This window comes from Pseudomonas sp. V98_8 (assembly GCF_029967975.1).
GTDB lineage: Bacteria > Pseudomonadota > Gammaproteobacteria > Pseudomonadales > Pseudomonadaceae > Aquipseudomonas > Aquipseudomonas umsongensis.
This window is the reverse complement of record NZ_JASCAE010000079.1, coordinates 45213-64014: the sequence shown is the minus strand read 5'-3', so window position 1 is coordinate 64014 and position 18802 is coordinate 45213. Positions and strand designations below refer to the sequence as shown.

The window sequence follows — 18802 nt, the reverse complement described above, 5'->3', positions numbered from 1 at the left end:
CAAGCCCCACGAGCCACAGCAAACGAAGCACACCGACAGACTTATTCATGAAGCGAGCCTCACTCGTCAGCCAAGTGTTCAACCCTCGGACAAATCTGTTGATTCAGTGTCCTGCGGTGAACCACCTGAACCGAAGCGGCAGGCAAGAAAGAGCCAAAGCCAACCCCGGCGTTTCTATTGGAATGCCTTCCAACGCGGTTCCACTGCATGACCAATACATGGCACGAAAGCCATAGAGACAGGAACTGACAGACACTCATTCTTGCAACACTGCCCGCTTTCAACGCCGCTGTTGCAGACGTTGGGTCAGGCACTGGAAGCACCTGTATAAAATCCCCAAACCCCCAGGGTGTCTACTGTCAAAGTTGACAGGTTTTACCCTTGAATTCGGCACAGCGCCTTACGGCGAGCATAAAAAAATCCGATGCCTGTGCAGGCATCGGATTTTTTTGTAGCCCAAGGTCAGGCAGCAAAGCCTGACTGAATACTCAATCAGGTGTGCCGTCGACCACACCAGCGGTGTTGTCGATCAGGCTCTTGGTCGCCGTTTGCAGGAACGCTTCGAGCTTGAGCTTCATCTCGGCGGTGCGCGGAGCATCCGGAATCACTTCCGCCCGAGGCGTAGCGCCCAGTTCGTACTGGTACATCTTCGGCGCCATGTCCTTGTCCTTCGGCAATACCAGGATCTGGTCCGCGGTGATGATCGCGGTGGTCTGCTCGCTGCCCGACGGTTTGATCACACCGAAACCGGTGTCGCCTTCTGGCAGGTTGAGCAAGTCACGACCCCAGCACTGATGACGCACTTCGCCACCGATGCGGCCCATGATGGTCGGCACGATGTCGACTTGAGTGCCCACGGTGTGGTCGAGCGTGCCAAATTTTTCCTGGATGCCCGGTGCGATCATCAACATCGGCACGTTGAAACGGCCCAGGTCCATTTCGGTGATCTGACGTTCGTTACCGAAGCCGTGGTCGCCAACGATGACGAACAGGGTCTCCTTGAAGTAAGGCTCTTTGCGCGCCTTCTCGAAGAACTGACCCAGTGCCCAATCCGAATAGCGCATGGCGGTCAAATGCTCGTTCAAACTGCCACGATCGGTGACGCGTTCGACCGGCAATGGGGTCGGCAACGCATAGGGCGTATGGTTGGACAAGGTTTGCAGCAAGGCATAGAAAGGTTTCTTGTCCTTGCCATCGCGAGCCTTGAGCTCCACCAGGCCACGGTCGAACATATCCTGGTCGGACACACCCCAGGTCGGATCGGAGAACACCGGGTTAACGAAGTCGTTACGCCCGATGAAATTGGTCATGCCCTGGTTGCTGAAGAAACCCGACTGGTTGTCCCAGGCGAAATCGCCGTTGTAGACATACACATCGTCGTAGTGACGGGCGCTGAGCAACTGCGGCAGGCCAGACAGTTTGTGGCTGCCTTCCGGGGTCTGCATCAAGTACTCGAAACCCGGCAGGTTCGGGAAGCAAGCCATGGTGGCGAACATGCCCTGGTGAGTGTGGGTACCGTTGGAGAAGAAACGATCGAACAGCAGGCCTTCCTTCGACAGCTTGTCGAGGTACGGCGTGATGTTGCCCGGTGCGCCCAGTGCACCCACCGAGTGACCGGCCATGCTTTCCATCAGGATCACGACGACGTTCTTGATCGGCAGGGTCTTGTCAGCGGGTGGCGTGTAGTCGCGACGCACGGCTGCGGTGTCGCCATCCACCAGTTTGTCGTCCTTCATGACCAACAGGTCGCGTACAGTCTGCTGCGCCATCGGTTGTGGCAACGTGGCTTTCCAGATGTTGTCGCGATCTTCGGACATCCGGCTCTTCGCGGCAGCCACCAGGGACAGTGTACCGTTGAGGCCCAGTTGGTTGGCGAAGTTGGAATCGGTGGTGTAGACATCACCCCAACGCATTGGCGGGCCCTGACGTAAGGTACCGCGGGCCGCGACCACGCAGATCAACAGGCACACCACGAACACCATGGCGCGCGCGTACCAGGGGGCAACCTGCCGAGTACCGATGCTACCGCCGCTGAAAGGTCCACGAGGACGCGTGGCACGGTCTGCGCCCTTGAACGCGAGGCTCAGGATCCAGGTACCCAGGGCCCAGGCCAGCAGGTAGCGGACCACCGGAAAACCGTACCAGAGCATGCTCATCACGGTTTTCGGGTCTTCCTTCACATACTGGAAGACCAACCCGTTGAGGCGCTGGTGGAATTCACGGTAGAAGTCCATCTCCATCAGGCCCAGGAACAGCGCGATGCTGGCGGTCACCGTCAGCCAGAGACGGAAAAGCCCCCGCGCGGCCATGGCCCGGGCACTGAACAGCGCCAGCACCAACGGAACGCTGAGGTAGACCACCAGGCGCAGGTCGAAACGCAAGCCATTGGCGAATGCTTCGAAAAAGGTCGCGGCCGGTGTGTCGAGGATCATTTCGCGGTTGTAGACGAGCAGCGCGAGGCGCAGCACGGAAAACATCACCATCATGACCAGGGCGCACAACAGTGTGTAGGCCAGATGCGATTTGACGGTCGGTTGCAGCAAGCGACTCGATGCTCGCTTCTGACTCAGGGCGTCCGGAATAGCCATGTCGTTTTTAGGACCCATTGGAAGTTGAAGTTTCAAAAATACAGCTGCGCCCTGCCCTCTGTTGGCCAGTACTCGGCCCCGGGGTTCGCGCGGTGCGCAAATGTTGCACGATCAATCGCGGCATTGCCATTGATTACTGTTCATCGATGGCCGCGCGGGTGGGGAATTGTCTTGGAGGCTTTGTGAAAATTTTGTGCAGCGAATATTAGGTAACACAATAAAGGCTTCTGTAGGAGCGAGCACGCTCGCGATGGACGTCAACGATTACGCAGGTTGTCTGCATGCCCGGATTGTCATGGCGTTTTTCGCGAGCATGCTCGCTCCTACAAGGAACAGGTGGCACCTGTTTTTATTTCTCGGCCAGAGCCTTCAGGTTCTTCAAGGTATTGAATGGCGCATCCACCACAAACTTGTTTGCCACCATCGATGGCACGCTACCACCGGGCTCGGTATGCACCTGATAGGTCACTTCAACCTGATCGCCCTTGGGTACGAACTTCCAGAAGCCATCGACCTTGGCGACCCGGACAAAGCCCTTTTCTTCAGGAAGGTATTTGGGCACGCCCTCGAGCTTGCGCGTCAGGCTGCCGTCGGCGCCTGCGATCGTGGTGATATGCAGCACCGAATCTCGCGGCGTGACCGGCCATGGCGTATTGAACTGGGTGTAGGTCCAGTTCTGATCGCCTTCCTGCTTGAGCAACTTCTGGGTCTTGCACTCGTGAATCCAGGCGCAGGCACCGACCACGTCTTCCTGCAGGGCGCGCAACTTGGCCACGGTGGTCTTCATCAGGGTGACGCCCTGATAGGCCTTGTAGTCGGAACCGGCCACTTCACTGAGGGAGATCTTGATGCCGTCTTCGTTCCTGGCGACTTTCCAGTCTTCGGCCTGGGCAACTGAAGTGGCCAGAACAGCCGTCAAACCACACAACACAGCGATACGATGCAGCGAACCCATAATCTTATTCCTTATTGTTGAAGTTCCGTTCTGTAAACACATCACGCGGCAGTCATCTGCTCCCACCAGCCAATCAACCGGATAGCCTCTTCGCTGCTGTTGCCACATACCTCGACGTCAGCCTCGAACGCCGAACACACCGCCGGGCGCTCGGGCTTACCGAAAATCTTGCACAGGTTTTCGGCAGACAGTTGCAGGCAACGTTCCCCGGCGGCTTTGCCATGGGGCATACCGGGAATCGGTGAACTGATGGAAGGGGCAATGCAGCAGGCGCCACAGCCCTCACGGCATTTCATGACGAAAAGCTCCTCGCGACGAGCAATGTGTTAAAGGACGGGCACAGAGTAACTGCTAAAACAGTTGTTTTAAATTACCCTTGCCTGGGTATTTATCTGCAAACGGGCGTGACCGGCCAGTCTCCGACCAACTGCTGCTGGCAGGTCAGCCAAAGGCGGGATTTACCGCTTGAACTCGAATTCCAGGGCGGCGCCTTCGACTTCACGGCGCTCTTCGTTACGCATTTGCAACTGCATTTCGTTGTTGATCAGCCTGCCATTGAGCTGGAACTGACTGCTTTTGTCGCCGAACATTTGCGGCAGTACCGGTTCACGCTTGGGCAATGGAACGGTACCGACCGGTTTCAGCTCCTCAACCATGTCCTTGGGCAGGCTCAAATCGAGGTTGGCTGAAGGTACCGGGGTTTTCACCACCGCACTGGCCGGTTTTGACCTGGCGGCATTCGGTGGGCGCTTTTTTACCGCGGTTGGCTTTTTAACCGGTGCGGTTTTTCTGGGGGTTGCCTTGGCATCGCTTGCGGCGGGCTTTGCCTGCGCGGACTCGGCCTTGACGGACGCCGGCTGAACACTCACTAACAGGCAGATCAACAGCCAGACGGCAGGAAAAATCGGCTTCATGTACCCAACGATGCAAACGGCGAAAACGACAGAGGTGCCTATGCTCCCCTGTTGCGCGCCCCGTGACAAGCACGGACGGAGACCGCCTGGTCAAAAGCCCCCGGCCATCTCCTGGCAGAGCTGGGTGGCAAGCATGCCCAGGGTCATCAACGCACGTTCGGCTTCGCGGTTCCACGGGATGCCGCAATTGAGCCGGATGCAGTGATTGAACTGCTCGGTGTTACTGAAAATCAGCCCCGGCGCGATACTGATGCCCTGCTGCAACGCGCGCACATGCAGTTCCTGGGTATTGACCCGTCCCGGCAGGCTCACCCACAAAATGAAACCGCCGGTTGGCCGGGTCATCTGCGTGCCTTCGGGGAAATACTGCTGCACCGCCAGTTGGAAAGCGCTGAGGTTCTTGCGGTACTCCTGGCGGATGTAACGCAAATGGCGGTCGTAACCACCATTTTCCAGATAGGCGGCAATGCCCATCTGTGTGACGCTGCAGGCCGAATGGGTACTGAAGGTCTGCAAGCGCTGGATCTCCTGCTGGTACTTGCCGGCAATCATCCAGCCGATCCGCACCCCCGGCGACAGGGTCTTGGAGAAGCTCGAGCAATAAATCACCCGATCCAGCCGATCATAGGCCTTGAGCGATTTGGTGCGACCTTGCTCAAACATCAGCTCGCCGTAGATATCGTCTTCGACTATCTGGATGTCAAAGTCCGACGCCAGGCGCAGCAGCTGCTTCTGCCGCTCTTCAGGCATGGTGCCGCCCAACGGATTGCTCAAGCGCGTGGTCAGCACCAGCGCCTTGATCGACCATTGGTTGGCCGCCAATTGCAGCGCTTCAAGGCTCATGCCGGTGGACGGGTCGCTGGGGATTTCGATGACCTTGAGGCCCAGCAGATCGGCCAATTGCAGCAGACCGTAGTAAGTCGGCGACTCGGCCGCGATCAGGTCACCGGGCCGGGTCAGCACCCGCAGGGACATCTGCAAGGCGTCGACGCAGCCGTGGGTGATCACCACCTCCGAAGGATCGACCACCACGCCGGCATCGCGCATGCGGATCGCCACCTGTCGACGCAAGGGCTCGAAACCGGGGCTGAACATGTAGCTGAAAGCCCGCGGGCTATGGAACCGGGTGACTTTGGCCAGTTGCTGATGCAGGGCACGCACCGGCAAATAGTCGACGCTGGGCACCGCGGCACCCAACGGGAAAACGCCTTCGCGGCGCGATTCGACCAACACTTGCTGAATGATGCTGCTGCGGGTGACCAGGCCTGGACGTTCGACGCGGGCGATGTCCGGTGTCGGGGCAGTCAGCGCCGGGGTCTGGTGCACGTAGTAGCCGGACTGCGGCCGGGCGCGAATCAGCCCCTGGTCTTCAAGGTTGGCATAGGCCTGCAACACCGTGGCGTGGCTGACATTGAGCTGCGAACTCATCTTGCGCACCGAAGGCACGCGCTCTCCCGGTTGATAGACACCTCGGCGGATGTCTTCAGCCAGTTGCTGAGCAATACGTTGATAGAGCAACAGGTTGGTCATGACGCAGCACTCGATTTCACGGGCATTTTATTCTTGTGTGAAACAATACCGGAACAGTTTAGAAGTGTACTGGGACAGTTGCCACAATAGTCGACAGTACAGTGCAGTGTCAGCAAAAACTGTACTGTTTTGTGCGCTAATCGGCAGGCGAAAAAAAACCCGGCGCTGTCTGCCAGGCCGGGCTTTGCAGGAAGCGGTTTGCTGGCGATGGCAAAACCGCGGTGTTTCAGATCAATCGCAGTGATGGCATCGCCAGCAAGCCGGCTCTACGGAGTGCGTGATTTCATTAGCGGGCAGCGCCGAGCTGGCCTTTTTCGTCGGAAAACACAATTTCCACCCGACGGTTCTGCGCCCGGCCCCGTTCGGATGCGTTCGCGTCAACCGGATACTCGTCGCCATACCCTTCCACCAGGATGCGCTTGTCGTCGATACCCAGGTCCATCAGCACATCCGCGACCGATTGTGCCCGGTCGCGGGACAGCTTGAGGTTTTCCTGCTTGCCGCCGGTACTGTCGGCGTAACCCTCGATGCGCACCACGCGCTTGGGGTTGAGCTGCAGGAACTGCACGATCTTCAGCACCACGCGGTTGGCCGAGTTTTTCAGCTCTGCTTCGCCGGTGTCGAACAGCACATCACCCAGGGTCATCACCAGGCCACGGTCGGTCTGGGTGGTGGCCAGGGCCAGGATCTGCTCTTCCAGCCATTTGCCCTGCTGCTGCACGCTGAGCAACTTGGATTCGCGCAAGGCCAGTTGCAGGCGCTGACGTTCCAGCTCGAGCTTGGCCGCGCGCTCTTCGTTGAGCACCTGATTGGTGTGCTCCCGGGCGATCTCACTGTAGCGCTGGCTCAGGTAAGCGTAATGCACCACATCCGAGCCGCTGCCCCAATAGGTGGACAAACGGTCGGCGCGGGCCAGGGACTCACCGGCGCGAATCACGTCCTTGGGGGCGATGCGCAGCACGTTGGAGTCTTCCTTGACCTTCTGGAAGTCGGCGCCCGCCTGTTGCAGCGCCGCTTCGCCTTGCTGGCCGGCGCAGCCGACAAGGCTGACGGTTCCTGCCAGGATCAAAGCGCCGAGAATGTTGCACTTGAGGCTCATTGGGCTGCTCCCAACTGCTTTTGCAGGCGGGCGATGCGGGTATTGAGCACGTTCAGCTGTTCTTCACTCTTGAGGGTCAGGACCCGGGCTTCGGCCAGGCGCGCGTCCAGCTCGGCCTGCTCGGCGCGCATCCGCGCATTCCTGAAAGACTGGTCTGCCATGCTGCCCTTGGCCCGGTTGTATTTGTCTTCGGCCAGTTTCATCTCCGGCACTTCGTCGGCAGTGGCACCCACGGCACGGGCTTGCTCGACGGCCTGTGCGGTCAGGCGCATTTGTTCATTCGGCGCCGGATCGGCTGCACAACCCGCCAGAGCCAGAATGGCCAGGGCAGCGAAAAGAGGTCGAATACTCACTAAAAATCCCTACTGTTTTGGGGTACTGACAGGTTGCTTCTGCTGCGCGTTCCAAAGCTCGATATTGCGTTGCAGCACGGCTTCCGTCAGTCCGGACGCGGGCAATTCTGTCATCTTTTTGGCCAACTGTCCGCGCAACCACGGATCGTTGCAGGCGGAGTTGTGGGAAAGCGCCAGAAACAGTCCGGGTTTGTCGACCGGTTGCGCGCGGGCGACCAGGTCATTGGCCATGCCCAGTGTCTGCGCCATGGCCATGCCGGAGTAGCGCCCTGCCAAGACATACTCCACCTCCCCCAGGAGCAGTTTCTGAAAGGCCTGGGTCAGGTTTGGCGTACGGGTGAGGGTCAATTGCTGCTCGGCGAAAGTGGCGAATTGCGAGGTCAATCGAGACTTTTCCGACAACGCCCCGGGGTGACCGTGCAAGTCCTGGACGTCGTTGTAGACCAGCGACGAGTCCTTGCGGGTCCACACCAGATAATCGTTTTCCAGCAACGGCGGATGGATGTAGTCCAGGGATTCCAGCTCGCCAACTGTCAACGGCGCGTCCGCCAGCATGTCCATGCGCCCGCTGCGCACTTCGTCCAGGGCCTGGGAGCGTTTGCCGGCGTAGAGCAACTGGACCTTGATGCCCAACTGCCCCGCTACCTGTTGCAACATATCGGCACTGGCGCCAATCAAGTGCTTTGGATCCTGCGGGTCTTGCCACAGGTACGGTGGCGCATCCGGGCTACCGGTGACCACCAGACGTTCGCATTTGCCGGCGGCAATGGACAGTGCTGGCAATAGCGCCAGACCCAGAAAACTCCACGCGAGACGCAGATCCATAGCAGCACACTCCCGTTGAGACCGTTTATATCCCTGTAGGAGCGAGCCTGCTCCTACAGGTACAGAGGCAAAAAAAAGCCCGACCAAAGGGTCGGGCTCTTTATAAGTGAAGCAGCCGGATTAGACCAGCTTCTCCAACTCGGGGATGGCTTCGAACAGGTCCGCCACCAGGCCGTAATCGGCCACCTGGAAGATCGGCGCTTCTTCGTCCTTGTTGATCGCAACGATCACCTTGGAGTCTTTCATGCCGGCCAGGTGCTGGATCGCGCCGGAAATACCGACGGCGATGTACAGCTGTGGCGCAACGATCTTGCCGGTCTGACCGACCTGCATGTCGTTGGGTACGAAACCTGCGTCGACCGCAGCACGCGAAGCACCCACGGCTGCGCCCAGCTTGTCGGCCAGGGCGTACAGGTGCTTGAAGTTGTCGCCGTTCTGCATGCCGCGACCGCCGGAAACGACGATCTTGGCAGCGGTCAGTTCCGGACGATCGGACTTGGCCAGCTCTTCGCCAACGAAGCTGGAGATGCCCGCGTCGTGGGCAGCGCCAACGGCCTCAACAGCTGCAGAACCGCCTTCAGCGGCAACCGGGTCGAAACCGGTGGCACGCACGGTGATCACTTTCACTGCAGCGTTCGATTGAACGGTAGCGATAGCGTTACCGGCGTAGATCGGACGCTTGAAGGTGTCAGCGCTTTCGACCGAGATGATCTCGGAGATCTGGTCAACGTCCAGGGCTGCGGCAACGCGCGGCAGGATGTTTTTGCCGTTGGAAGTAGCGGCAGCCAGGATGTGGCTGTAGCCCTTGCCCAACTCTGCAACCAGAGGCGCAACGTTTTCCGGCAGCTGATGCGCGTAAGCGGCGTTGTCGGCCAGCAGCACTTTAGCCACGCCAGCGATTTTCGCAGCGGCTTCAGCCACGGCGCCAGCGCCCTGGCCGGCAACCAGCACGTGGATGTCGCCGCCAATCTTGGCAGCGGCAGCAACGGTGTTCAGTGTGGCCGGGGCCACTACTTTGTTGTCGTGTTCAGCAATAACCAAGATAGTCATTTAGATTACCTTCGCTTCGTTTTTCAGTTTCTCGACCAGTTCAGCCACCGACTTGACCTTGATACCCGCGCTGCGTGCAGCAGGCGCTTCGACTTTCAAGGTTGTGTTGGTGGAGGCGGTGGAAACGCCCAAAGCGTCCGGAGTCAGCGTCTCGAGAGGCTTCTTCTTGGCTTTCATGATGTTTGGCAGGGACGCGTAGCGCGGCTCGTTCAAACGCAGGTCGGTGGTGACGATGGCCGGCAGCTTCAGGGAAACTGTCTGCGCGCCGCCGTCGATTTCACGGGTGACGGCTACGCTGTCGCCGCTGATTTCGACTTTGGAGGCGAAGGTGCCCTGACCGTAGCCGCTCAATGCAGCCAGCATCTGGCCAGTCTGGTTGTTGTCGCTGTCGATGGCTTGTTTGCCAAGGATCACCAGCTGAGGCTGTTCCTTGTCGACAACGGCTTTCAACAGTTTGGCAACCGCCAGGGAAGTCAGGTCTTCGGCGGACTCGACGAGGATGGCGCGGTCGGCACCCAGGGCCAGCGCGGTGCGCAGTTGCTCCTGAGCGGTGGACGGGCCGACGGAGACGACGACGATTTCAGTCGCAACACCTTTCTCTTTCAGGCGTACGGCTTCTTCCACGGCGATCTCGCAGAACGGGTTCATCGACATCTTGACGTTGGCAAGGTCGACGCCGGAATTGTCCGCCTTGACGCGAACTTTCACGTTGTAATCCACAACGCGTTTGACAGCTACAAGAACCTTCATGGATTCCTCGTTACTCTCCGGTGAAAAGAAAGTCGCCTAGGCGAACCTGGCGGATAATGCTCATCGGGCGCAAGGGCACCTCCAAAAACGCCGGCAAAAGTGTCAAGTGACCATCGTTCATGATGCTGATGACCGTTTGTCAGCAGTGACTGACGAGTCATTCAATATCGCGACGTGTAAACTGCGCGTCAAACCCGCGCGGCGCATCACCTTCTACTGCCATCGCCCTGTCTTTAGAGGTGCTCTTGAAACCAATAGTCAGCCTACGGCGAGCGCAAAACCGCCCGTATCTTGACCGGAACACCTATTCCGGTCAATACGCCAAAATGGCCGTTGGTAAGCCGCGTGACTTTGATTTCTCTGGCTTGGAGCCATTTCAAACAAACGTTTGTATTGGACGCTGAGAGTGGTGTAGATATAATGCGCCACCAAAGAGAAAGGTGGTTAATCGATTGTCCTCTCCCGGCGCTGCGCAGGGATTCATGGATGCGACACCCAACCTCCATATTAGAAAAAAAACTGTTGAGCCTTGAGTAGGAGATAACCTGTGGAACGCGAATACATGGAATTCGACGTGGTCATCGTCGGTGCCGGCCCCGCTGGTCTTTCCGCTGCCTGCCGATTGAAGCAGAAGGCCGCCGAAGCCGGTAAGGAAATCAGCGTCTGCGTGGTCGAAAAAGGCTCCGAAGTCGGTGCTCACATCTTGTCCGGTGCGGTATTCGAACCCCGCGCCCTGAACGAACTGTTCCCGAACTGGAAAGAACTTGGCGCGCCGCTGAACACGCCGGTAACGCGCGATGACATCTTCGTGCTGAAAAACGCCGAAAGCGCGCAAAAAATCCCAGACTTCTTTGTGCCCAAGACCATGCACAACGAAGGCAACTACATCATTTCCCTGGGCAACCTGTGCCGCTGGCTGGCCCAGCAGGCCGAGAACCTGGGCGTGGAGATCTACCCGGGCTTCGCCGCCCAGGAAGCACTGTTCGACGAGAATGGCGTGGTCCGCGGGATCATCACCGGCGATCTGGGCGTTGACCGCGAAGGCAACCCAAAAGAAGGCCTGTACACCCCGGGCATGGAACTGCGCGGCAAGTACACGCTGTTCGCCGAAGGTTGCCGCGGCCACATCGGCAAGCAACTGATCAAGCGCTTCAACCTCGCCAGCGATGCCGACGCCCAGCACTACGGCATCGGCCTGAAAGAGATCTGGGAAATCGATCCGGCCAAGCACCAACCAGGCCTGGTGGTGCACACCGCCGGTTGGCCGATGGACATCATGGGCACCGAGAATACCGGTGGCTCGTTCCTCTACCACCTGGAAAACAACCAGGTGGTCGTGGGCCTGATCGTCGACCTGTCCTACAGCAACACCTACCTGTCGCCGTTCGACGAGTTTCAGCGCCTCAAGCATCACCCGGTGCTCAAGCAGTACCTGGAAGGCGGCAAGCGCGTCAGCTACGGCGCCCGCGCCATCTGCAAGGGCGGCCTGAACTCGCTGCCGAAGATGGTCTTCAAGGGCGGCGCGCTGATCGGCTGCGACCTCGGCACCCTGAACTTCGCCAAGATCAAGGGCAGCCACACCGCGATGAAGTCCGGCATGCTGGCGGCTGACGCCGTGGCCGATCGCCTGTTCGCCGAGTCCGAAGGTGGCGATGAACTCACCCAATACGTCGAAAGCTTCAAGAAGAGCTGGCTGTACGAAGAACTGTTCGCGAGCCGCAACTTCGGCCCGGCGATCCACAAGTTCGGCGCCATCGTCGGCGGTGGTTTCAACTGGCTGGACCAGAACATCTTCGGCGGCAAACTGCCGTTCACCCTGCACGACACCAAGCCGGATTACGCGTGCCTGAAACTGGCAGCCGACTGCAAGAAGATCGACTACCCGAAACCGGACGGCAAGATCAGCTTCGACAAATTGAGCTCGGTGTTCATTTCCGGGACCAACCATGAAGAAGAGCAGCCGTGCCACCTGAAACTGGCCGACGCGAGCATCCCGATCAGCAAGAACCTGCCGCTGTACGACGAACCGGCCCAGCGCTACTGCCCGGCCGGCGTGTATGAAGTGGTGACCAGGGAAGACGGTGAGAAGCGCTTCCAGATCAACGCCCAGAACTGCGTTCACTGCAAGACCTGCGACATCAAGGACCCTGCACAGAACATCACCTGGGTGACACCGGAAGGTGCCGGCGGCCCGACTTACCCGAACATGTAAGCCGAACCACTGAACATCAAGGCTCCCGAATGGGGGCCTTTTTGTTGCCTGCAATTTAGGCAACACCATTAAACCAATGTGGGAGCGAGCCTGCTCGCGAAAGCAGTGTGTCAGTCGATACCCATATCGAATGATAAATCGCTTTCGCGAGCAGGCTCGCTCCCACAAGGATGACCGCATATCGTCAGATTTTGGCGCCCAGCTCCGCCGAGAGTCGGGCCGTAACCCCTTTGATCAAAGGAATCAGCTCGGCCATTTTTTCCAGCGGCATGTACGGCACGGTACTGGCGATGCTGATGCCGGCGACGATGCGTTTGCTGGCATCGCGGATCGGTGCCGCCACGCAGCGGATCGACGGTTCGTTGTCTTCCAGGTCGAAGGCATAACCGCCGGCCACGTACTCGATCATGCGCTGCTGGAACTGTTCCCACGACTGCTCGGGGTGCAGCGGCCAGAACTGGTTTTTCCCACCCACTGGCAGGCTGATTTCGTACAAGCGCTGCCACTCTTGCGGCGAGTCATCGAGCATCAACGCCTTGCCGATTCCAGTACGCGCCAAGGGCATGCGATGGCCGACCCGCGAGCGCATCTCCGGACCGTTGCGCCCCGGGTTCTTGTGCAGGTACAGCACCTCGTCGCCTTCGCGGATGGCCAGGTGAATGGTATCGCCGGTCAACGCTGACAGCTCATCCAGATATGGCCCGGCCAGGGTCACCAGCGGCAATTCCTCACGCGCCTGAAACCCCAGTTCGATCAACTTGGGCCCCAACAGGTAACCGACCTGCGGCACCACCCGCAGATATCGCTCGTCCACCAGGCAACTGGCCAGGCGATGGGTGGTGCTGCGCGTGGTGCCGATCAACCGGGCGATTTCCTTGAGATCGCGGGCGCCACTGGCCACGGCCTGAACCACACCCAGCCCGCGAAGCAGGGTCTGGGTGCCGGTCGGTGCGGCGTCCTTGGCGATTTTTGGGGCGTCTTCCTGCATATCCAGCCTTTACCGTTGAGCGAGTGAACGGGCGGCATTATGGTCGCCCGCGGGTCACGACTACAACTTGATACGCTCGACCTTGCCCACCAGCAAGATGTAGGAAAGTGCACCGATCAACGCCAGGACCGAGATATAGGTAATGGCCGGGGCAAAGGAGTCACCGCTGGCAAGGAAGCCGATGACGATCGGCGTGGCGATGGCCGACAGGTTGCCGATGAAGTTGAATACCCCACCGGTCAGCCCAAGCAGTCGCGCCGGAGCCAGGGTCGACACCAGCGACCAGGTGATCGAAGCCAGGCCGTTGCCGAAAAACGCCAGCGCGAGGAAGGCAATTACCAGCGGCGTCGACTCAACGAAGTTGGCGCCAATGATCGAAGTGGAAATCAGCAGGCCACTGATGATCGGCAACTTGCGGGCGAAGCCCACGGAGTAGCCGCGACGAATCAGAAAGTCCGAGAAGAAACCGGAGCACAGCACGCCGACGAACGCCGCGAGAAACGGCAGCGATGCCAGCAATCCGGACTTGATGAAGTCCATGCCGCGGTATTTCACCAGGTAGGTCGGGAACCACGTCAGGAAAAACCACAGCGTCGAGTTGAGGCAGAACTGGCCGAGGTAGATGCCCCAGAGTTTGCGCTTGGTGAGGACGATCCCCAGGTCGGTCCAGCTGAATTTGGCTTTGACCCTGGCTTGTTCGGCCTGGATATCCACCAGCCCGCCGCCTTCGCGGATCAAGTCGATTTCGGCGTCGTTGGCGCCTTTGAAATCCCGGGGCTCGCGATACACCGCGTACCAGATCACCGCCCAGAGAATGCCCACTGCGCCGGTGACCACGAACACCATGTGCCAGCCGAATTCATGCTGCAGCCAGGCCAATACCGGTGTCAGGAATGCCAGGCCGACGAACTGCCCGGACGTGTAGAAGCCGATGGCCGTGGCGCGCTCACGCTCCGGGAACCAGGTGGTAACCACGCGACTGTTGATCGGATAGGCCGGCGCTTCCAGGGCACCGACCGCCATGCGCAATACGAACAGGGCGATGAAGCTGCCCGCGAAGCCGAGCATGACCGTGGCAATCGACCATAACAGGAGTGCAGCGGTATACAGAATGCGCGGCGGCACCCGGTCCACCAGCCAGCCACCGGGAATCTGCATGGCGGCGTAGGTCCAGCCGAAGGCCGAGAAGATCAGGCCGACGTGTATTGGATCGATGCCCAGGTCGCTGGTCAGCGCTGGCGCAGCGATCGACAGGTTGCTGCGGTCCAGGTAGTTGATCACCACGGTGATGAACAACAGGACCATGATGAAAAAACGCTTGCGGCTGGGTGCCGCCAACGACGCCTGCCCGGTGAGGGTTTGCGGTTGCATGGGGAGTGCCTCTTTTTATGTTTATTGAGGTCGTGATCGTTCCCACGCTCTGCGTGGGAACAATCACCGCGCAGGCATTACCACTCGGCAAAACTGCCGTCGGCATGGCGCCAGATCGGGTTGCGCCAACGGTGGCCAACAGCGGCGCGTTCGATCACATATTCCTCGTTGATCTCGATGCCCAGGCCCGGCCCGTTCGGGATTTTCACGAAGCCTTTGTCGTAATCGAATACCTGTGGATCCTTCACATAGTCGAGCAGGTCGTTGCTCTCGTTGTAATGGATGCCCAGGCTCTGTTCCTGGATGAACGCGTTGTAGCAGACAGCATCCAGTTGCAGGCATGCCGCCAGGGCAATCGGACCCAGCGGGCAATGCAGCGCCAACGCCACGTCATAGGCTTCGGCCATGTTGGCGATCTTGCGGGTTTCGGTGATGCCGCCCGCATGTGAAGCATCCGGCTGGATGATGTCGACGTAGCCCTCGCTGAGCACGCGCTTGAAATCCCAGCGCGAGAACAACCGCTCACCCAGGGCAATTGGCGTGCTGGTCAGCGGGACCAGCTCCTTGAGCGCTTCGTAGTTTTCGCTGAGCACCGGTTCTTCGATGAACATCAGCTTGTACGGGTCCAGTTCCTTCATCAGCACCTTGGCCATGGGCTTGTGCACCCGGCCATGGAAGTCGACGCCGATGCCGACGTTCTGCCCGACCGCATCACGCACGGCAGCCACGTTGGCCAGCGCCAGGTCGACTTTGTCGAAGGTATCGAGAAACTGCAGCTCTTCGGTGCCATTCATTTTCACTGCGGTAAAACCCCGACTGACCGCTTCTTTCGCCGCGCGCGCAGTGTCTGCCGGGCGGTCGCCGCCGATCCACGAATACACGCGGATCTTGTCCCGCACCTGTCCACCCAGCAGATCACTGACCGACACGCCCAGCGCCTTGCCCTTGATGTCCCACAATGCCTGGTCGATGCCGGCCAGGGCGCTCATGTGAATGGCGCCACCACGGTAAAAACCACCGCGGTACAGCACGGTCCAGATGTCTTCGATATTGCGTGGGTCTTTGCCGATCAGGTAGTCGGACAATTCCTCAACGGCAGCCGCGACAGTGTGAGCGCGGCCTTCGACTACGGGCTCGCCCCAGCCGGTCACGCCTTCATCGGTCTCGACCTTGAGGAAGCACCAGCGCGGCGGAACGATGAAGGTGGTCAGTTTGGTGATTTTCATCTGTCGGTCTCTCTTGTTAGATCCAGCGCTCGCAGCGCCAAAAAAGTCTTAGCGAAGGGCTTTCCAGGCAGTCACGTAGGCCTTGGCATTGGCCGCTACTTGCTCAGGCGTCATGCCCGGCTTGAACAACCCGGACCCGAGGCCGAAGCCCTTAACGCCCGCGTCGATAAACACCTGCATGTTGTCCGGGGTAATGCCACCGACGGGCGCCAGGATCGTTCCCGCCGGCAGCACCGCGAGCCAGGCCTTGACGACCGCCGGGCCCATCTGCTCGGCCGGGAACAACTTCAGCACATCAGCGCCCTCGGCCAGTGCCGCGAAGGCCTCGGTGGGGGTGGCAACACCGGGCGACAGATAAAGGCCAGCCGCTTTCGCCGCGCGCAACACCTTCGGATCGCTGTGGGGCATGACGATCACCTGGCCACCCGCTGCCTTTACCTGTTCAACCTGCTGCGGCGTCAGCACCGTACCCGCGCCAATCAGGCAATCGGCGGGCAACGTACTGCGCAGGATGCGGATGCTTTCGTACGGCTCCGGGGAATTGAGCGGCACTTCGATGACGCGAAATCCGGCTTCATACAGGACTTCGCCGATAGCAGCGGCCTCTTGCGGGCGCAGGCCACGCAGGATCGCGATCAGCCCGTTTTGCGCCAGTGCGTGTTTGAGCATGTCAGGACTCCAGTCAGGGTTAACGATGTGGCGTGGGCGAGATCAGGCCGGCAGCCAGTGCCAGCTGCCACAACCCGCGTTCGGTGGCCTGCTCGGCCAACGTCACCCGCGCATAACCGCAGGCATCGAGCGCGCGGCTGTAGCGGCTGCACAGTTGGGAATTGCCAATTAGGATGATCGAAGGCAGCTGCACGCTGTTGCGTCGACGACGTTGCACGCAAGCCAGGGCCGACAGTTCATGGCCGATCAACAGGCCGGACAAGTAATCGGCTTGCGCCGTGGCGCTGAGCTCGCCGGTCAGACCGAGGCTGCGGGCGCTGAACAAGGTCGACAAGGGGCCGATTTCGCCGTCCGACGACAACGCCACCTGCACGCCGCGATCGAACGCATCGCCATCGAATGACGCGCCGCGTTGCTGGGTACGCCCCAGAATGCTGTGTTCGCTGAGCACGGCGAAGACTTCACCGGTCATGAAGGTATCGAAATGCACGATGCAGCCGTCGGCCACTTCCACCCATTTCGAATGGCTGCCCGGCAGGCCGATCAGCAGATCGGTGCCCGCCTCCCCTGCGATGTTCTGCAGTACGCCGAGCACTTGGGTTTCTTCGCCGCGCATCACGTTCGGCAGGCGCGAACGCTGGATCACCCCCGGCACGATGTGTACATCGACACCGCGAAGACTGCGCACGGTTTGCAGGGCGGTACCGAGATTGGCGACGTTCGCCGGCGTGTCGCGATAAGCCGCCTCGCGCCAGCCCTGGGCGCTGCCCACCATGCCGCAGGCTATCACCGGCAAGTCAGGCTGTTCGTCGAGCCAATCGCCACAGGCCTGGTCAAAAGCCAGTTCAAAACCATCGACGCACTCGCGGCCGTTGATCATTCGCGCAGCCTTGGGCAACTGCATGATCCCCGACGACAGCGAGCGCTGTTCGAGCACCTGGCCGCCCGCGGCAAGTTTGTAGGCACGTAATGAGGTTGTCCCCCAATCGAGCGCGATTAATTGCGCCTGCATCGCTTCACCTGTTCTGTTTTTGGCAGTGAGTGAGGCGGACTATAAACCTTGGTGCCGCCAAATCTCAATATATAAATATCAATCCCATATATTGAGACAAGACAAAAAAAGATCGCAGCCTTCGGCAGCTCCAGGATCGGGTTTACACGCGATTCATGGCGCTGCCGAAGGCTGCGATCTCTTAAACGGTATCAATTACCCTCGGCAAAATCCCGCAAGACGGCCCCGTCCATGCGGTAGCGCACCCACTCTTCCTGCGGCTGCGCGCCCAGGGATTTGTAGAAGTCGATAGCCGGGGTGTTCCACTCCAGCACGCTCCATTCGAAGCGCCCACAGTCGTTGGCACAGGCGATTTTCGCCAGGTGCCGCAACAAGGTTTTACCCGCACCGCCACCGCGCTGTTCCGGTGTGATGTACAAGTCTTCGAGGTACAGGCAGTTGCTGCCCAGCCAGGTGGAGTAGCTGAAAAAGAACACCGCAAAACCGATGGGCACCCCCTCGCGCAGGCAGATCAGGCCATGGGCCGTCGCGCCTTCACTGAACAGGCTGCGCTCGATGTCGGCGACACTGGCGATGACTTCATGGCGAGCACGTTCGTAGTCGGCCAGTTCAGTGATGAACGCGAGGATTTGCGGCGCGTCACTGGGGGTTGCCGGGCGGATTTCGATCGTCATGGACGTGCCTTGTCAGAAGTTGAAAACGCCATACTAAGGCGCCGCTCGGCCTGTGGCGAGGGGACTTGTGGCATGTGGCAGGTGATTCATCTGTGGCAGGTGATTCATCGGCGGGGCTCGATCCTGCTGTGGGTCTAGACCGTTCGTCGCTGATCAGGCACCAATTCAAAACGGGGGCGGACCAACATCAGGTAAGGACTCTTAATCAATGGAGACACCGCGCCATGCTCTCGACCAGGTTGACCGCCCTCGCCCTCGCTGTCCTGATGTCCCCGCTTGCCATCGCTGCCACGACCGCGTCCGGCACCGGCCCGACCAACCCGGTCGAAACGCCCAGAGCCCCCGCCCTCCAGAGCGTCCCCCTGATCAACATCAACGGCACGGGCGTCGACAGTAACTTGCCGCCGTCGACTGGCACCGATCCGCGGATCCAGGGTAACGATGCGGGCCGCCAGGGCGGCTTGAACCTGCCCGATACCAAGACACCTGATAACGCCAGCCCCGGCATAGGCTCTACCACCACCGAAAGCCCGGGCTCAATAGGCGGCGCGAGCCAGTAGCTCGCCACTTTACCGACTCATCACAA

At 59.8% G+C, this 18802-nt stretch carries 18 protein-coding genes; 2 read left to right on the top strand and 16 right to left on the bottom strand.

Annotated elements, in window-relative coordinates:
• Positions 1-488 precede the first annotated feature (488 nt).
• The 10 genes from QLG10_RS23935 to QLG10_RS23890 all read right to left on the bottom strand — a co-directional run bounded on the left by QLG10_RS23935 (position 489) and on the right by QLG10_RS23890 (position 10064).
• A complete protein-coding gene (locus QLG10_RS23935) occupies positions 489-2588 on the bottom strand; it encodes an LTA synthase family protein (protein WP_110749802.1) in 2100 nt (699 codons plus the stop codon).
• A gap of 349 nt (positions 2589-2937) precedes the next feature.
• On the bottom strand, positions 2938-3543 hold the full coding sequence (locus QLG10_RS23930) for an START domain-containing protein (protein ID WP_110749761.1): 606 nt from the start codon (positions 3541-3543) through the stop codon (positions 2938-2940).
• 41 nt (positions 3544-3584) lie between these two features.
• Positions 3585-3839: a YkgJ family cysteine cluster protein gene (locus tag QLG10_RS23925; protein WP_020799973.1), complete on the bottom strand. Its 255-nt coding sequence runs from the start codon at positions 3837-3839 to the stop codon at positions 3585-3587.
• A 162-nt stretch (positions 3840-4001) separates the two neighbouring features.
• A complete protein-coding gene (locus QLG10_RS23920) occupies positions 4002-4457 on the bottom strand; it encodes a translation initiation factor 2 (protein WP_110749763.1) in 456 nt (151 codons plus the stop codon).
• A gap of 90 nt (positions 4458-4547) precedes the next feature.
• Entirely contained in the window at positions 4548-5987 is a 1440-nt protein-coding gene (locus QLG10_RS23915) for a PLP-dependent aminotransferase family protein (protein ID WP_020799971.1), read from the bottom strand.
• A 286-nt stretch (positions 5988-6273) separates the two neighbouring features.
• Complete coding sequence (locus tag QLG10_RS23910) at positions 6274-7086, bottom strand: OmpA family protein (RefSeq protein ID WP_282488158.1); 813 nt, start codon at positions 7084-7086, stop codon at positions 6274-6276.
• Entirely contained in the window at positions 7083-7439 is a 357-nt protein-coding gene (locus QLG10_RS23905; protein ID WP_110749767.1) for a DUF4398 domain-containing protein, read from the bottom strand. The genes QLG10_RS23910 and QLG10_RS23905 overlap by 4 nt, the downstream gene beginning before the upstream one ends.
• A gap of 9 nt (positions 7440-7448) precedes the next feature.
• A complete protein-coding gene (locus tag QLG10_RS23900; protein ID WP_282488157.1) occupies positions 7449-8264 on the bottom strand; it encodes a transporter substrate-binding domain-containing protein in 816 nt (271 codons plus the stop codon).
• Between the two features lie 120 nt (positions 8265-8384).
• Positions 8385-9314, bottom strand: a complete 930-nt coding sequence (locus QLG10_RS23895; protein ID WP_020799967.1) for an FAD-binding protein — start codon at positions 9312-9314, stop codon at positions 8385-8387.
• Complete coding sequence (locus QLG10_RS23890) at positions 9315-10064, bottom strand: electron transfer flavoprotein subunit beta/FixA family protein (protein WP_110749773.1); 750 nt, start codon at positions 10062-10064, stop codon at positions 9315-9317.
• 547 nt (positions 10065-10611) lie between these two features.
• Between QLG10_RS23890 and QLG10_RS23885 the strand changes: the two genes are divergently transcribed.
• Positions 10612-12276: an electron transfer flavoprotein-ubiquinone oxidoreductase gene (locus QLG10_RS23885; protein WP_248678418.1), complete on the top strand. Its 1665-nt coding sequence runs from the start codon at positions 10612-10614 to the stop codon at positions 12274-12276.
• Between the two features lie 184 nt (positions 12277-12460).
• On the opposite strand, the gene QLG10_RS23880 is transcribed toward QLG10_RS23885, so the two are convergent.
• The 6 genes from QLG10_RS23880 to QLG10_RS23855 all read right to left on the bottom strand — a co-directional run bounded on the left by QLG10_RS23880 (position 12461) and on the right by QLG10_RS23855 (position 18216).
• Positions 12461-13264, bottom strand: a complete 804-nt coding sequence (locus QLG10_RS23880) for an IclR family transcriptional regulator (protein ID WP_110749777.1) — start codon at positions 13262-13264, stop codon at positions 12461-12463.
• Positions 13265-13324: 60 nt separating this feature from the next.
• Complete coding sequence (locus QLG10_RS23875; RefSeq protein ID WP_110749779.1) at positions 13325-14635, bottom strand: MFS transporter; 1311 nt, start codon at positions 14633-14635, stop codon at positions 13325-13327.
• Between the two features lie 77 nt (positions 14636-14712).
• Positions 14713-15861: a galactonate dehydratase gene (gene dgoD, locus QLG10_RS23870; protein ID WP_282488156.1), complete on the bottom strand. Its 1149-nt coding sequence runs from the start codon at positions 15859-15861 to the stop codon at positions 14713-14715.
• Positions 15862-15909: 48 nt separating this feature from the next.
• Positions 15910-16530 carry a 2-dehydro-3-deoxy-6-phosphogalactonate aldolase gene (locus QLG10_RS23865; protein WP_110749782.1) on the bottom strand — a complete coding sequence of 207 codons (621 nt, stop codon included), beginning with the start codon at positions 16528-16530 and terminating at the stop codon, positions 15910-15912.
• Between the two features lie 19 nt (positions 16531-16549).
• Positions 16550-17542 carry a 2-dehydro-3-deoxygalactonokinase gene (locus QLG10_RS23860; protein WP_188263760.1) on the bottom strand — a complete coding sequence of 331 codons (993 nt, stop codon included), beginning with the start codon at positions 17540-17542 and terminating at the stop codon, positions 16550-16552.
• A 191-nt stretch (positions 17543-17733) separates the two neighbouring features.
• Positions 17734-18216, bottom strand: a complete 483-nt coding sequence (locus QLG10_RS23855; protein WP_008065853.1) for a GNAT family N-acetyltransferase — start codon at positions 18214-18216, stop codon at positions 17734-17736.
• A gap of 224 nt (positions 18217-18440) precedes the next feature.
• Between QLG10_RS23855 and QLG10_RS23850 the strand changes: the two genes are divergently transcribed.
• Positions 18441-18776, top strand: coding sequence for a hypothetical protein (locus tag QLG10_RS23850; protein ID WP_248678416.1), 336 nt, complete (start codon positions 18441-18443; stop codon positions 18774-18776).
• The last annotated feature ends 26 nt before the right edge of the window (positions 18777-18802 follow it).